This window comes from Streptomyces sp. CT34 (assembly GCF_000805335.1).
Classification (GTDB): Bacteria; Actinomycetota; Actinomycetes; order Streptomycetales; family Streptomycetaceae; genus Streptomyces.
In genome coordinates this window covers 4,734,501-4,748,856 of record NZ_KN708638.1, presented here as the reverse complement: position 1 = coordinate 4,748,856, position 14,356 = coordinate 4,734,501, and the positions used below count along the sequence as shown (strand labels likewise).

General features: G+C 70.4%; 14 protein-coding genes. 8 read left to right on the top strand and 6 right to left on the bottom strand.

Annotation, left to right across the window (positions count from 1 at the left end):
• Positions 1-18: 18 nt before the first annotated feature.
• Positions 19-366: a DUF2516 family protein gene (locus RZ84_RS20780; RefSeq protein WP_043265551.1), complete on the top strand. Its 348-nt coding sequence runs from the start codon at positions 19-21 to the stop codon at positions 364-366.
• A 210-nt stretch (positions 367-576) separates the two neighbouring features.
• On the opposite strand, the gene RZ84_RS20775 is transcribed toward RZ84_RS20780, so the two are convergent.
• Both RZ84_RS20775 and RZ84_RS20770 read right to left on the bottom strand, forming a co-directional pair.
• On the bottom strand, positions 577-2,178 hold the full coding sequence (locus tag RZ84_RS20775) for a PP2C family protein-serine/threonine phosphatase (protein WP_043265550.1): 1,602 nt from the start codon (positions 2,176-2,178) through the stop codon (positions 577-579).
• Positions 2,179-2,555: 377 nt separating this feature from the next.
• Complete coding sequence (locus tag RZ84_RS20770) at positions 2,556-3,650, bottom strand: C40 family peptidase (RefSeq protein WP_241777787.1); 1,095 nt, start codon at positions 3,648-3,650, stop codon at positions 2,556-2,558.
• A gap of 409 nt (positions 3,651-4,059) precedes the next feature.
• Here RZ84_RS20770 and pstS point away from each other — a divergent pair, with 409 nt between their 5' ends.
• From pstS to pstB, 4 genes are all read left to right on the top strand, one after another.
• On the top strand, positions 4,060-5,187 hold the full coding sequence (gene pstS / locus RZ84_RS20765; protein ID WP_043265549.1) for a phosphate ABC transporter substrate-binding protein PstS: 1,128 nt from the start codon (positions 4,060-4,062) through the stop codon (positions 5,185-5,187).
• A gap of 128 nt (positions 5,188-5,315) precedes the next feature.
• Positions 5,316-6,305, top strand: a complete 990-nt coding sequence (gene pstC / locus RZ84_RS20760) for a phosphate ABC transporter permease subunit PstC (RefSeq protein WP_043265548.1) — start codon at positions 5,316-5,318, stop codon at positions 6,303-6,305.
• Positions 6,302-7,375 carry a phosphate ABC transporter permease PstA gene (gene pstA, locus RZ84_RS20755; RefSeq protein ID WP_043265547.1) on the top strand — a complete coding sequence of 358 codons (1,074 nt, stop codon included), beginning with the start codon at positions 6,302-6,304 and terminating at the stop codon, positions 7,373-7,375. The genes pstC and pstA overlap by 4 nt, the downstream gene beginning before the upstream one ends.
• Positions 7,376-7,413: 38 nt before the next feature.
• Entirely contained in the window at positions 7,414-8,190 is a 777-nt protein-coding gene (gene pstB, locus RZ84_RS20750) for a phosphate ABC transporter ATP-binding protein PstB (RefSeq protein WP_043265546.1), read from the top strand.
• 168 nt (positions 8,191-8,358) lie between these two features.
• Here pstB and RZ84_RS20745 read toward each other — a convergent pair whose 3' ends face one another.
• Positions 8,359-9,357 carry an inorganic phosphate transporter gene (locus RZ84_RS20745; RefSeq protein ID WP_043265545.1) on the bottom strand — a complete coding sequence of 333 codons (999 nt, stop codon included), beginning with the start codon at positions 9,355-9,357 and terminating at the stop codon, positions 8,359-8,361.
• A 9-nt stretch (positions 9,358-9,366) separates the two neighbouring features.
• Positions 9,367-9,987 carry a DUF47 domain-containing protein gene (locus tag RZ84_RS20740; RefSeq protein WP_043265544.1) on the bottom strand — a complete coding sequence of 207 codons (621 nt, stop codon included), beginning with the start codon at positions 9,985-9,987 and terminating at the stop codon, positions 9,367-9,369.
• Between the two features lie 194 nt (positions 9,988-10,181).
• Here RZ84_RS20740 and RZ84_RS20735 point away from each other — a divergent pair, with 194 nt between their 5' ends.
• Complete coding sequence (locus RZ84_RS20735; RefSeq protein ID WP_043270416.1) at positions 10,182-10,622, top strand: metal-sensitive transcriptional regulator; 441 nt, start codon at positions 10,182-10,184, stop codon at positions 10,620-10,622.
• Between the two features lie 74 nt (positions 10,623-10,696).
• Here the strand turns inward: RZ84_RS20735 and RZ84_RS20730 are convergent, their stop codons facing one another.
• Together RZ84_RS20730 and RZ84_RS20725 are read right to left on the bottom strand one after the other, a co-directional pair.
• Positions 10,697-10,882, bottom strand: coding sequence for a hypothetical protein (locus tag RZ84_RS20730; RefSeq protein WP_043265543.1), 186 nt, complete (start codon positions 10,880-10,882; stop codon positions 10,697-10,699).
• Between the two features lie 169 nt (positions 10,883-11,051).
• Positions 11,052-11,912, bottom strand: coding sequence for an SCO4651 family lipoprotein (locus RZ84_RS20725; RefSeq protein ID WP_043265542.1), 861 nt, complete (start codon positions 11,910-11,912; stop codon positions 11,052-11,054).
• Positions 11,913-12,084: 172 nt separating this feature from the next.
• On the opposite strand from RZ84_RS20725, the gene RZ84_RS20720 reads away from it, so the two are divergent.
• Entirely contained in the window at positions 12,085-12,270 is a 186-nt protein-coding gene (locus RZ84_RS20720; protein ID WP_043270414.1) for a hypothetical protein, read from the top strand.
• 242 nt (positions 12,271-12,512) lie between these two features.
• Entirely contained in the window at positions 12,513-14,090 is a 1,578-nt protein-coding gene (locus RZ84_RS20715; RefSeq protein WP_043265541.1) for an FAD-binding oxidoreductase, read from the top strand.
• Positions 14,091-14,356 lie beyond the last annotated feature (266 nt).

The window sequence follows — 14,356 nt, the reverse complement described above, 5'->3', positions numbered from 1 at the left end:
CAACGGGCGGTGAATGGCGTGCTGATTTACGGGTTCCACAGCATTCTGAACTGGGTGCAGCTCGCCCTCGGCGTGTTTGCCGCCGTGATGCTCGTCGACGCGGCGGTGCGCCGCGAGGACGCCTATCGCGCGGCGAGCAAGCAGAACAAGGGGATGTGGCTGATCTTCCTGGGACTCGCCACGGCACTGCTGTTCCTGCTGCCGCTGATGTCGTTCCTGCCGATCATCGGCGTGATCGCGGTGATCGTCTACACCGTCGACGTCCGTCCCGCGCTGCGCGAGGTCACCGGCGGCGGGCGCGGACCGCGGCGCGGCGGCGGCTCCAGCTCGGACGGTCCCTACGGGCCGTACAACGGCCGCCGCTGAGCACACCCGAGCGCGGCGACCGACGGCAAAAGGCGGCCAACGGCAAAGGGCGACTGACAGGAACAGGCGACTGACAACAAAACCGGGCAAGTCCCCCGAGGGACCTGCCCGGTTTTGTCGATGCTGCGGTGGTACGTCGGCAGTACGTCCGCTGCCGGACCGGTCCGCCGGCCGGTGCCTGGCTAGCGGCGGTCGAGCACCGGTACCTGGCTAACGGCGGTCGAGCAGCAGCACGGCCAGATCGTCCGTGAGTTCCCCGCCGTTCAGATCGCGTACCTCCTGGACCGAGGCGTCCAGCAGTTCCTCTCCCTGGAGGCCGGCCGCCAGCTGGCGGGTGACGAGTTCGGCCATGCCCTCCTGGCCGAGGCGCCGGTTGCCCTCGCCGATACGGCCCTCGATGAGGCCGTCGGTGTACATCATCAGGCTCCAGGCGCTGCCCAGTTCGACCTGACGGCGCGGCCAGCGGGCGTCGGGCAGCAGCCCGAGCGCCGGGCCGCCGAACTCGTACGGCAGCAGCTGCGGCTGCTCCCCGGCGCGGGCCAGCAGGGGCGCGGGGTGGCCGGCCAGGCACAGGCCGGCGCGGCGGCCGTCCTCCGAGATGTCGACGGTGCACAGCGTCGCGAAGATCTCGTCGTCGGCGCGCTCGTTCTCCAGCACCTTCTGGAGGGTGGCCAGCAGCTCGTCGCCGTACAGCCCGGCGAAGGTCAACGCCCGCCAGGCGATGCGGAGTTCGACGCCGAGCGCGGCTTCGTCGGGGCCGTGGCCGCAGACGTCGCCGATCATGGCGTGGACGGTGCCGTCCGGAGTGCGGACGGTGTCGTAGAAGTCGCCGCCCAGCAGGGCACGGCTGCGCCCGGGGCGGTAGCAGGCGGCGAACCGCAGGTCGGAGCCGTCCAGCAGGGGCGTCGGCAGCAGGCCGCGCTCCAGACGGGCGTTCTCCTGGGCGCGCAACCGGGACTCGGTGAGCTGGCGCTGGGCCAGGTCGGCGCGTTTGCGTTCGACGGCGTAGCGCACCGCGCGGCTGAGCACCGCGCCGTCCAGCTCGTCGCGGAAGAGGTAGTCCTGGGCGCCGACGCGCACCGCGTCGGCGGCCCGCTCGGCGTCCGTCTCGCAGGTGAGGACGAGGACGGCGTGCGCGGGGGCCATGCGCAGCACGTCGCGGAGCGCGCCCAGCTCGTCGCCCGGGGCGGCGCCGGTGGCTCGCTCCGCGCCGTCGGCCGGGGTGAGGTCGAGCAGGATGCAGTGCACGTCGTCGGTGAGCAGCCGCTCGGCCTCGGTGAGGTTGCGGGCGGTGCGCAGCCGGACCTTGCGGCCGGCCCAGTCCCACATCTCGGGGACGTGGTTGTTCGGGTCCTCGCCTATGAGGAGCAGGGTCAGGCCCTGGGGCGTGGACACCTGGGGGCGGGAGTCCGGGGTGGCCGATTCCTCGCGGGTGGGCTCCTCGCCGGCGGCGCCCTTGGCGTCGGACGTGGCGCGGGTCACCACCCCGGTCGCGGGGTCGGCCGCATGGTCGTCGCCCCCGTGGGCAGCAGCCTCTTCGGCCGAAAGTCGACGCCCGGCGTCCTGGTGCGGAAGCCGGGACTCCGGGAGGTCCTTGGGCAGCGGGGAGGTGCCGACAGCCGTACGGGACGCCTCCAGAGGCGTACCGGCCGCCTCCGGCGGGTCCTGCGGCGTGCGCGAAGCCCCGAGGCAGCCCCCGTGCGCCGGCATGCCGACGGCCGCCGCGCGGGCATCGTCCGCGCAGCCGTCGTCCACCGGTGCCGCCTGATGCGGCAGCACGACCGCCCGCCGGTGCGGTACGGGTACGGGCATGGGTCTGCTTCCTTCCCTCCCCCCGAGGGGTGCGGTGATGCGCCGACCGGCACCTCACCGTGCCCGGATCGGCCCCGCTCGTCGGTCAAATGAGCGGGTTGCTGCCGGGCATTGAATGGCGACCATAGCGTCACTGCGGCCCGGCATGGAATGGGCCACCGCAATCCGCCAACGTCATATGCCGCGCCCCATAAGCGATTTCACCTGGGGCGGGCGGAAATCGGAATGACGAACATCACCCCGGACGACCGCATTCAGCTACGGCGCCACTACGGATGGGCACCTGTTCGCGCCCCGTGGGCGGTCCTCCGAAATTAAACAATCCGGTCCTTCGTGCCGTCATTCGGCGAATATCGGCCGACGGAAATTGTCCGGAATCACTCCGCCCCGCTATTGACACCGCCGTCGGAATCCCCGTCGGGACGTACCACGCCGAGGATCGGCATCGAGCCGGCACCGGTGATCGTCACCTGCCGTCCGGGCCGCGGCGCATGCACGATCGCACCGTCGCCGAGATACATGCCGACATGGCTGGCATCGGAGAAATAGATGATCAAGTCGCCGGGCCGCATTTCCTTGAGCGCGACCCGCGGCAGCTGCCGCCACTGCTCCTGCGAGGTCCGCGGAATCGTCCGGCCGGCGGCCTGCCAGGACCGCAGGGTCAGCCCGGAGCAGTCGAACGTATCCGGGCCCACCGCACCCCAGACGTAATCCTTCCCGATCTGCGAGGTCGCGTACGAAATCGCCTTCTTGCCCTGATCGGACGCTTTGTTGGTGATGTCTTTGAGTACGCCGGAGTCGAGCCATTTCTGCTGGGCCAGCAGCGCCTGGTCGTCCTCCAGTTTCTGCAGCCGGTCCTTTTCCTTGGCGGCCAGCCGGGATTCCAGCGCTTTTGCCGCGTCGATCTTGCTATTGATCTCCTTGCGGGCCGCGTCCTTCTTCTCGCGGTTGGCCTCCAGCCGCTCCCACCGGTCACTGGCGGACCGCGCGTACCCCTCCAAGTCCCGCTTCAGGTGCGTGAGTTGGTCGATCACGCCCTTGGCCGCCTGCTGCCCCTTGCGGGCCAGGTCGGCATTGTCGAGAAAGGCTTCCGGGTCGGCATTGAGGAACAGCTTCGCCTCGGTGGGGATCCCGCCGGCGCGGTACTGGGCGCTGGCCAGCGCGCCGGCCTGGCGCTTGAGGGCGGCGAGCCTGCGCTGCGCGCCGTCGATGGTGCGGGCCAGGTGGACGATCTCCTTCTCCTGGAGCCGCACCTGCTCCTCGGCGGCGTCATAGGCGTCGGTGGCCTGCTCGGCCTTGCGGTAGAGACCGTCGATCTCCTTGCGGACGTCCTCCAGGTGCCGAGCCTCGCCGGTCGGGTCCGGGCTGCGCTGCGCCGCCGTCGCCGTGCCGCCGAGCAGCCCCGTCGCGCAGAGGACGACCGCGATGCAGACCGCCAGCCGGCCACCCCTGACCGCCCGCGCGGCCCGCACGGCGGATACCGACGTTTCGCCCCGTGCGCCGCAATCCTCACCCATGTCCCGAACGCCCTGCCGTGCCCCCTGGCTCCCCACCAGTCACCTCCGGTCGTTCCGCACCGATTCGTGTGCGCTCCTTCGGCGCGGATGCTGCCATACCGACCGGTACTTCAACAGAGCGACGAGCCGTTTCGTACGGGATACGGAGTGCTTCTCGCCTCGATACGGAGGGCTTCTCGCCTCGCACTCAGCCGACGGCCGAGGTTCACCGCGTGTTCACTCCGCTCCATCGGCCGCTTCACCTGATCTGCCTAATTTCGGCCGTACCGAGTGCGCGGCACGCCGGCAGGCAGCGCGATGCCGCCTCACCCCGTCACCACCGCACGCCGAGGAAACGGCGCGCACCAGGAAGGAACTCTCGACAGTGAAGCTTCAGCGCAAGAACCGGGTTCGCGCCCTCGCCGTTGGCGCTCTCGCCGTCTCCGGTGCCCTGGCCCTGACCGCGTGCGGCTCCGACAACACCAGCGGCTCCAGCGGCGGCAGCGGCAGCTCCGCCAAGGCGGCCAACATCAAGTGCGACGGCAAGGGCAAACTCCTCGCGTCCGGCTCGACGGCGCAGAAGAACGCCATGGACGTCTGGGTGCAGGCATACTCGGGCGCCTGTTCGGGCACCGAGATCAACTACCAGCCCACGGGTTCGGGCGCCGGTGTCACCACCTTCCTCCAGGGCCAGACCGCCTTCGCCGGCTCCGACTCGGCGCTCAAGCCGGACGAGATCGCCAAGTCGAAGGCCGTCTGCAAGGGCGGCCAGGCGATCGACCTGCCGATGGTCGGCGGCCCGATCGCGGTCGGCTACAACGTCCCCGGCGTCGACAGCCTCGTCCTGGACGCGCCGACCCTGGCGAAGATCTTCGACTCGCAGATCACCAACTGGAACGACCCCGCGATCAAGAAGCTGAACCCGGCCGCCAAGCTCCCGAACCTCAAGATCCAGGCGTTCCACCGCTCGGACGACTCGGGCACCACCGACAACTTCACCAAGTACCTCAAGGGCGCCGCCCCCGACGCCTGGAAGCACGAGCCGGGGAAGAAGTGGGAGGGCACCGGCGGCCAGGCGGCGTCCGGCTCGGCGGGCGTCTCCTCGCAGGTCAAGCAGACCAGCGGCGCGATCTCCTACTTCGAGCTGTCCTACGCGACGTCCCAGAAGATCCCGACGGTCAAGATCAACACCGGTGCCAAGGCCCCGGTCGAGGCCACCGTCGACAACGCCTCCAAGGCGATCGCCGAGGCCAAGCCGGCCGGCCAGGGCAACGACCTGGCGGTGAAGCTCAACTACGCAACCAAGGCCGAGGGCGCCTACCCGATCACCCTGGTGACGTACGAGATCGCCTGCGACAAGGGCAACAAGGCCGACACCCTCGCCGCGACCAAGTCCTTCCTGACCTACATCTCCGGCAAGGACGGCCAGGACGCCCTCAAGGCCCTCGGCTACGCCCCCATCCCCGACGAGACGATCGGCAAGGTCCGCAAGACCATCGCCTCGCTCTCCTGACATCCCGGGCGGCGGCCCCAGCCCCCGTACGGACCGGAGCCTTCCGGTCCGTACAGCCACGGGGCCGCCGCCCGTCCGGTGCACCGCCGCGCCAGGAGCCCCCACGGGCTCCGCAGACCGGAGAAACCATGGATTACTCAGCGCCCCCGATAGTCAACACGCCGCCACCGGCGACCAGTTCGGTCTCCGGCAAGGCGGTCCGCCCCGGTGACCGGATCTTCCTCGGGCTCTCCCGGGGCTCCGGGATCGCCCTCCTGGTGATCATGGCCGCCATCGGGGCCTTCCTCACCTACCGGTCCGTGCTCGCCATCTCCGGCGACAAGGCCAACTTCTTCACCACCCTCGACTGGAACGCCGCCGGCCTGGAGCCCAAGTTCGGCATCGCGGTGCTCGCCTTCGGCACCGTGGTCAGCTCGGTCATCGCGATGCTCATCGCGGTCCCGGTCGCGGTCGGCATCGCGCTCTTCATCTCGCACTACGCGCCGCGCAGGCTGGCCTCGCCGCTCGGCTACGTCATCGACCTGCTCGCGGCCGTCCCCAGCATCGTCTACGGCCTGTGGGGCGCGCTCTTCCTCGTACCGCACCTCGGCGGCCTCTACAGCTGGCTGAACGACTACCTCGGTTGGACCGGGATCTTCAGCTACGGCAACGGGGCCGCCCGCTCGCTGTTCACCGTCGGCATCCTGCTCGCGATCATGATCCTGCCGATCGTGACCAGCGTCAGCCGCGAGGTCTTCCTCCAGGTCCCCAAGATGCACGAGGAGGCCGCGCTGGCCCTCGGCGCCACCCGCTGGGAAGTCATCCGGATGTCGGTGCTCCCCTTCGGCCGCTCCGGCGTCATCAGCGCCTCGATGCTGGGCCTGGGCCGGGCGCTGGGCGAGACGATGGCCGTCGCCACGGTCCTCTCCCCGAGCTTCCTGATCAACGCCAGCCTGCTGGACCCGGGCGGCGGCACCTTCGCCCAGAACATCGCCAGCAAGTTCAGCGAGGCCGACACCTTCGGGCAGAACGCGCTGATCGCCTCCGGCCTCGTCCTCTTCGTGATCACGCTGCTCGTCAACGGCGCGGCGCGCCTGATCATCGCCCGCCGCAAGGAGTACTCGGGGGCCGCAGCATGACTGTCACCACAAGCCACCGCCACCGCCGGGTCGCCGAGCCCCGCAGCACCGTCTCCCTCAAGCAGGCCCGGCTCCCCCGCTGGACCTCGCCGGTCCTCGCGCTGGTCGCGGTCGGCGCCGGCTGCGGCATCGGACTGGCCGCCGGGCTGGACAGCACCGTCCAGTGGGGCCTGATCGCCGCGCTGGTCTTCATCGTCGGGACGTACCTGCTGACCGCCGCCGTCGAGGGCACCCGCCAGGCCAAGGACCGGCTGGCCACCAGCATGGTCTGGATCGCCTTCCTGCTCGCCGTCGTACCGCTCGCCTCCCTCCTGTGGGAGACCGTCGCCCGCGGCAGCAAGGTCCTGGACGGCTACTTCCTGTCCCACTCGATGGGCACCCTCCCGGACGCGATGCCCGGCGGCGGTATCTACCACGCGATCATCGGCACCCTGGAGCAGGTCGGACTGGCGACCCTGATCGCCGCGCCGATCGGTCTGCTGACGGCGATCTACCTGGTCGAGTACGGCCGCGGCAAGCTCGCCCGGGTCGTCACGTTCTTCGTGGACGTGATGACCGGCATCCCCTCCATCGTGGCGGGACTCTTCGTCCTCTCGGTGTGGATCCTGATCCTCGGCTTCGGCCCGTCCGGCTTCGCCGGCTCGATGGCCCTGGCGATCCTGATGATGCCGGTCGTGGTCCGCTCCACCGAGGAGATGCTCAAGCTCGTCCCGAACGAGCTGCGCGAGGCGTCCCTCGCCCTCGGCGTCCCCAAGTGGCGCACGATCCTCAAGGTCGTCCTGCCCACCTCGATCGGCGGCATCACCACCGGCGTCATGCTCGCCATCGCCCGGATCACCGGTGAGACCGCCCCGGTGCTGCTCCTGGTGTGGGGCGCCAAGACGATCAACAACGACCCCTTCGAAGGCGCCCAGCAGTCGCTGCCGCTCTATGTGTTCCAGCAGTGGCAGCAGGGCTCCGACGCCTCGTACGACCGCGCCTGGGCCGCGGCACTCGTGCTCATCGCCTTCGTCATGATCCTCAACCTGGTGTCCCGCGGCATCGCCCGCTGGAAAGCACCGAAGCACTGAACCGCGGCGCCCCGCCTGAGAAAGAAGCAGTGATTGACATGGCCAAGCGAATCGACGTCAGCGGCCTGAACGCGTACTACGGCGCTCACAAGGCCATCGACGACATCTCGATGACCATCGAGCCGCGCTCGGTGACCGCCTTCATCGGCCCCTCCGGCTGCGGCAAGTCGACCTTCCTGCGCACCCTGAACCGGATGCACGAGGTCACCCCCGGCGGCCGGGTCGAGGGCAAGGTGATGCTGGACGACGAGAACCTCTACGGCTCCGGCGTCGACCCGGTCGCGGTCCGCCGCACCGTCGGCATGGTCTTCCAGCGCCCCAACCCGTTCCCGACGATGTCGATCTTCGACAATGTGGCGGCCGGGCTGCGGCTGAACGGCTCGTACAAGAAGAGCCGGCTCAAGGACATCGTCGAGAAGTCCCTCATCGGCGCCAACCTCTGGAACGAGGTCAAGGACCGCCTCCACAAGCCCGGTTCCGGCCTCTCCGGCGGCCAGCAGCAGCGGCTGTGCATCGCCCGCGCCATCGCGGTCGAGCCGCAGGTGCTGCTGATGGACGAGCCCTGCTCGGCGCTCGACCCGATCTCCACCCTCGCCATCGAGGACCTGATCGGCGAGCTGAAGGAGCGCTTCACGATCGTCATCGTGACGCACAACATGCAGCAGGCCGCGCGGGTCTCGGACCGCACCGCGTTCTTCAACCTGGCGGCCGTCGGCAAGCCCGGCAAGCTGATCGAGATCGACGAGACCGAGCGGATCTTCTCCAACCCGTCGGTCCAGGCCACCGAGGACTACATCTCCGGCCGCTTCGGCTAGAACAGGCCCTGGCGGCCTACCGCCGGGCCCGGCCGCGAGGTCCCGCCCGGCCCCCTCCGCGTCCTGCGGTGCTGCATGGCGGTGCCACCGCATGACGAAGGGCCCGCCCCCCTGCCGGGGGCGGGCCCATTCTGCTGTCCGCGGCCGGCGGCCTGCGCTGACGCCCCGTCAGCCGAAGGCCAGCCGGATCAGCCAGTACGCGAGCCCGGCGACCAGCGCCGCCGCCGGCATGGTGATGAACCAGCCCATCACGATGTTCTTGGCCACGCCCCAGCGCACCGCGCGCGGGCCCTTGGTCGAGCCGACGCCCATGATCGAGGCGGTGATGACATGCGTGGTGGAGATCGGCGCGTGGAACATGAACGACGCGACGTACATCACCGAGGCGGAGGTGGTCTCCGCGGCGAAGCCCTGCGGCGGGTCCAGCTCGATGATCCGCCGGCCCAGCGTCCGCATGATCCGCCAGCCGCCCGCGTACGTACCGAGCGACATGGTGATCGCGCAGGCCAGCTTGACCCACAGCGGAATGGCGTCGTTCGCCTTCTCGACGTCGGCGATGACCAGCGCCATCACCACGATGCCCATGGTCTTCTGGGCGTCCTGGAGGCCGTGGCCGAGGGCCATGCCCGCCGCCGAGACGGTCTGCGCTATACGGAAACCGCGCTTGGCCTTGTGCGGATTGGCCTTACGGAACAGCCAGAGGATCACGACCATCACGAGGTAGCCGAGCACCAGCCCGATCACCGGCGAGATGAACATCGGCAGGACGACCTTGTCGATCACGCCGGACCAGATCACCTGCGTCCCGCCGGCCAGCGCCGCCCCGACCATGCCGCCGAACAGTGCGTGCGAGGAGGACGACGGGAGGCCGAAGTACCAGGTGATGAGGTTCCAGACCACCGCGCCGAGCAGCGCGGCGAAGAGGATGCCCATCCCCTTGTTGCCGTGCGGGGTCGCGATCAGGCCCTCGCTGACCGTCTTGGCGACGCCGCTGCCGAGGAAGGCACCGGCCAGGTTCATCACGGCCGCCATCGCCAGCGCGGCCCTTGGGGTCAGCGCCCGCGTCGAGACCGAGGTCGCGATCGCGTTGGCCGAGTCGTGGAAGCCGTTGGTATAGGTGAAACCGAGCGCGACCGCGATGGTCACGACGAGCGCAAAGGTGTCCATGGCCGGGGCTCAGGACTCCTTGACCGCGATGGTCTCGACCGTGTTGGCGACGTGCTCGAACGCGTCCGCCGCCTCCTCCAGGATGTCCACGATCTGTTTGAGCTTGAGCACCTCGATGGCGTCGTACTTGCCGTTGAAGAGGTGGGCCAGCAGCTTGCGGTGGATCTGGTCGGCCTGGTTCTCCAGGCGGTTGACCTCGATCCAGTACTCGGTGAGGTTCGCCATCGTGCGCAGGTTCGGCATCGCCTCGGCGGTCAGCTCGGCCGCCCGTGCCAGCACCTCGATCTGCTGCTCGACGCCCTTGGGGAGTTCCTCGATCTTGTAGAGGACGACCAGATCGACGGCCTCCTCCATGAAGTCCATGATGTCGTCGAGCGACGAGGCGAGGGCGTAGATGTCCTCGCGGTCGAACGGCGTGATGAACGAGGAGTTCAGCTGGTGGAAGATCGCGTGCGTCGCGTCATCCCCCGCGTGCTCAGCCGCCCGCATCCGCTCGGAGATCTCTGCCCGTCCGGAGGCGTCCGCCCCGAGCAGTTCCATCAGGAGCTTGGAGCCCGTGACGATGTTGTCCGCGGACGCGGCGAACATGTCGTAGAAGCTCGTCTCCCTGGGGGTCAGACGAAAGCGCACGTGAAATCCTCGGGGTGCATCGGATTCGGTCGAGTTGATGCTAGGCGCATCATCCAGCCACAGCTAACCGGCATTCCTTCAGTGTCGCCCATCGGGCAGCATGCTCTGCACGGGGTACCTCGGACCCTCGCGAACTTCGTTACGATATACCCACCAGGGGTATACGGATCGCCTCAATACCACGGGAGATGGCCATGACGACCACGGACGCCGACACCAACGGCAGCACCGCAGCCGCCGCGGCCTGCCACGGCCCAGGCCCCACATCCGCCCCCCTCGACGACCCCGGCGCTGTGACCGACAACGCTGCGCAGACCCCCGCGCACGGCACCCACGGCTACGCCAAGCAAAAGGACGCGCACATCAAGCGACTGCGCCGCATCGAGGGCCAGATCCGTGGGCTCCAGCGCATGCTCGAAGAGGACGTCTACTGCATCGACATCCTCACCCAGGTCTCGGCGAGCACGAAGGGCCTGCAGTCCTTCGGCCTCCAGCTGCTGGAGGAGCACCTGCGGCACTGCGTCGCGGCTGCGGTCATCGAGAGCTCCGCTCCGGGCGCCGTGAAGGGCCCGGAGGCCATCGACGCCAAGGTCCAGGAGGCCACCAAGGCCATCGAGCGGATGCTGCGCACCTGAGCGTCCGACGGCCGGTCCGGTCAGTCCGGTCGGCTCGAGTCCGGTCTGGACGGATCGGGTCAATTCGGGTCGGATCAGGGAGCCTCGGCCACCTCGCGGTCGGCCTCCTCCACGTGCAGCACCTCGTCGATCAGGTCCGCACTGAGCCGTTCCTCGCTCGCAGCCGCCGCCGCGATCATCAACTCACCAGTGAGGTCGATCTCGGCGAGGGCCACGTGGTCCTGAACCGTCGGGTGGCGATGGGCGGGCACGTCCAACACCTCCTCTTTCGAGCGCCTTCCCACGCCTCTGGTGGTTACCCGCCAGCGTAGGGACGGCCGCACGCTCCGCGACATGGCACGGAAGGACCATTTCCGCCATCCGGCCAAGACCGCCGGCGCATGCCCCCGGCAAGCCCACGGGCCCGCAGGCGGCCCCCGGACAGCACCCTCAGGGCTTCGCCTCCGCGATCTTCCCGGTGTAGATGTCCCGCCGGTCCGGCAGCCGCACCGCCGACTTCGCACCGAATCCGTACAACTCGGTCGTCGAGGTCACCGACGCCCCCTTCGGCGAACCGTTCGCGAACCGGAACCGCTCCCGCACCCTGCGCAGCCGCCCGGCCTCGTCCAGGTACGCGTCGAACGGCACCACCGCCGTGGTGAACCCTTTTTCCGCCGCGACCAGCGCCGGCCTGGACCGCGCCGACGCCCCGCCGGCCGCCGCGGTCAGATCGGTCGTCCCGCGGTAGTGCCGCACCGCGACCCCGCCCACCCGCTCCGGCCCCTGGTACGTCACCTTCCGCACCCCGCGCAGCAGTTCGGCGGCGGCCAGCGGATCGGTCGCCCCGCCGGTGACCAGGTTCCCGTCGGCCAGCGAAGCGGTGTCCACCCGCACCCACTTGTCGGCCGGCACCCCCGCACCGCGGTTCTTCATGAACAGCGCACCGGGCGCCAGGATTTCCGTGATCGGCTGATGGCCACCGCTCGGCTTGCCCTTCAGATCCGGCAGCACCACCCGCAGCTGCCCGCTGCCGGCCCCGAAGTCGTAGCTCCCGGCGCCCCGGATGGCCACCCGGGTGCCGCCGCTGACCGTCTCCAGCGCCGTACGGACCTTGGCGGAGCCGGCCCTGGCGAGGGCGTCGGCGCTGTGCCGCACCACCTCGGCGGCTGCCGCCCGGGGAGGCGCCGCCTGGTCGTCCGCGGCGGCCCCGCTCGGCGAGCAGCCCGTCGCCAGCAGCCCCGCCATCAGTCCCGTCCCGCACACCACGGCCGTGGCCACCGCACCGCCGCCTCGCCTGTCCTGTACCACCATGCGTACGAGCCCCCTCGGCCGCTGTGTCCGGGACCGCCTGGGCCGGCCGGTCCGCTCGGGACGGTCGGACGTTCCGCCGCTCCGCTCGTCTGACGGTGCGTCGACCGATCCGTTCAACGACCGTTCCGGGGGCTCGTCACGCAACCGCCCCTTGGGCGCGTACCGTGGCGGGGTGCCCGACCGACCCCCGCACCGCGTCTTCACCACCGAACGCGGATCCTTCTGCCTGGCCCGCTGCGACTGCGGCTGGACCGGCATGGCCCGCCGTGCCCGCTCCCAGGCGCGTACGGATGCCGAGCGCCATCTCGCCGCGGCCGGGGGCGGTCCGGAACCGGCCACCGGGCGCCCCGTGGAATGAGCCGGTCCGTTCCGGGAACCCGTCACCCCCGGTGCCGCATCTGAGTGGTGGGGGACACAAGAGCACCGCGCGGTAACGGTCTTCACTCACGGCATCCGGACGGCGTGGTGCCCCGGCGGATTTCGGCCACAGGGGAACGCGGCCCCGCCGGGGGCGGTGTCCCGGCAGACGCCCCCGCGACCACGGCCGCCCGCCGGCCGGCAGGGGCCGGACCGTACGACAACCAAGGGGGACTCATCCCAGTGAAGCGGCGCACACTCCTCACGGCCGGCGGCCTGGCGGCCACCTCCTTCGCCCTGGCCACCGGCTGCGACGGCCCGTCCGGCAAGGCCGACGCCGCCTCCGGCACCACCGCGGGCACCATGAACACCGCGGCCTCCGCCAAGGCCCCCGCCACCCAGGCGTCCTGGAGCGCACTGGGCAAAAGCCTCGACGGACCGTTGATACGTGCCTCGGACGCGGCCTACGCCACCGCCCGGCGCCTCTACAACACCCGCTACGACGGCCTCAAGCCGTCCGCCATCGCCTATGTGAAGCACCCCGGCGACATCGCCGAATGCCTCTCCTTCGCCCGCCGCTACAACGCCCCGATAGCCATCCGCAGCGGCGGCCACTCCTACGCCGGCTACTCCAGCGGCAACGGCAAGCTCATCATCGACGTCTCCTCGCTCGCCAAGGTCGGCGCGCCCTCCGGCGGCGTCACCCGGATCGGCGCCGGCGCCAAGCTCATCGACGTCTACCAGGGCCTGGCCGGGCACGGGGTGACGGTCCCCGGCGGCTCCTGCCCCACCGTCGGCATATCCGGCCTCACCCTCGGCGGCGGCCACGGCGTGGTCTCCCGGGCGTACGGACTGACCTGCGACAGCCTGGTCGGCGCCACCGTCGTCACGGCCGACGGGAAGACCGTCGACTGCGACAAGAGCCACCACCCCGACCTCTTCTGGGCGCTGCGCGGCGCCGGCAACGGCAACTTCGGCGTGGTCACCGAACTCCGCTTCCGTACCCACCCGGCACCCCGCGCGGTCATGGCATACATGACCTGGCCGTGGGCCAAGGCCGCGGCGGTGCTGGGCTCCTGGCAGAAGTGGGGCCCGGCGCAGGCCGACGAGATATGGTCCACCGCCCACTTCGATGCCCGGCCCGGCGGCACCCCCGGCGTCTCCGTCGCGGCCTTCTCCCTCGGCAGCCACGACGACCTCCAGAACGCCGTCGACAAGCTCGCCGACCAGCCGGGCGGCCCCGGCCGGGCCACCAGCGTGCACCTCACCCCGATCGGCTACCTGGACGCCATGGAGGCGTACGCGGGCTGCTCGTCCAAGTCGAACGCCCAGTGCCACATGCCGGGTTCGCTGCCCGGCCACACCGGATCCGGCAAGCTGGGCCGGGAGACCTACGCCGCCCGCTCGCACTTCTTCGACCGCTCGCTGTCCGCGGACGGCATCCACACCCTGCTCGCCCAGATCGAGACCGGCGGGCGCAAGGGCGTCGCCGGCAATGTCGCGCTGACCGCACTGGGCGGCGCGATCAACCGCGTGGGCGCCTCGGACACCGCCTTCGTCCACCGCGGATCGCGGTTCCTGGCCCAGTACTTGACGTCCTGGCCGGCCAACGGCTCCCCCGGCGCGCGGACCGCCTGGCTGGATGCCTTCCACGGCGCGATGCAGCGCCACTCCTCGGGCGCCGCATACCAGAACTACACCGACCCCGGTCTGTCCGACTGGAAGTCCGCCTACTACGGCAACGCCGCCACCCGCCTCGCCCAGGTCAAGCAGACCTACGACCCGCAGCGGCTGTTCAGCACCTTCGCCCAGGCGCTCTGAGGACCCGCGCACACGGATGGCCCGGCTCCTCCGGGAGGGGAGGGGCCGGGCCATCCGCGTCCGCCAGGTCTGCGCCGCGCCGTTCCCGTACGGAGCGGCCATCAGGCCATCCCGTACCGAACGGACGTCAGGCCGCCAGGTCCTTGTCCCCCTCGTCGTGCCGCCGCACCGCCGGCTCCGTGGCCACCACCGGGCCGCTCTCCCCGCCGCGGCCGGCCGGTGCCGTGTCCGCCGCCGGCACGCCCGGGGCCCGCACCAGCCAGGAC

What these genes read in the sequence shown, in the direction of transcription:
- RZ84_RS20775 (WP_043265550.1), bottom strand. Translation starts at nt 2,178, where the DNA reads ATGCCCGTACCCGTACCGCACCGGCGGGCGGTCGTGCTGCCGCATCAG.
- pstC (WP_043265548.1), top strand. Translation starts at nt 5,316, where the DNA reads ATGGATTACTCAGCGCCCCCGATAGTCAACACGCCGCCACCGGCGACC.
- pstA (WP_043265547.1), top strand. Translation starts at nt 6,302, where the DNA reads ATGACTGTCACCACAAGCCACCGCCACCGCCGGGTCGCCGAGCCCCGC.
- pstB (WP_043265546.1), top strand. Translation starts at nt 7,414, where the DNA reads ATGGCCAAGCGAATCGACGTCAGCGGCCTGAACGCGTACTACGGCGCT.
- RZ84_RS20745 (WP_043265545.1), bottom strand. Translation starts at nt 9,357, where the DNA reads ATGGACACCTTTGCGCTCGTCGTGACCATCGCGGTCGCGCTCGGTTTC.
- RZ84_RS20735 (WP_043270416.1), top strand. Translation starts at nt 10,182, where the DNA reads ATGACGACCACGGACGCCGACACCAACGGCAGCACCGCAGCCGCCGCG.
- RZ84_RS20725 (WP_043265542.1), bottom strand. Translation starts at nt 11,912, where the DNA reads ATGGTGGTACAGGACAGGCGAGGCGGCGGTGCGGTGGCCACGGCCGTG.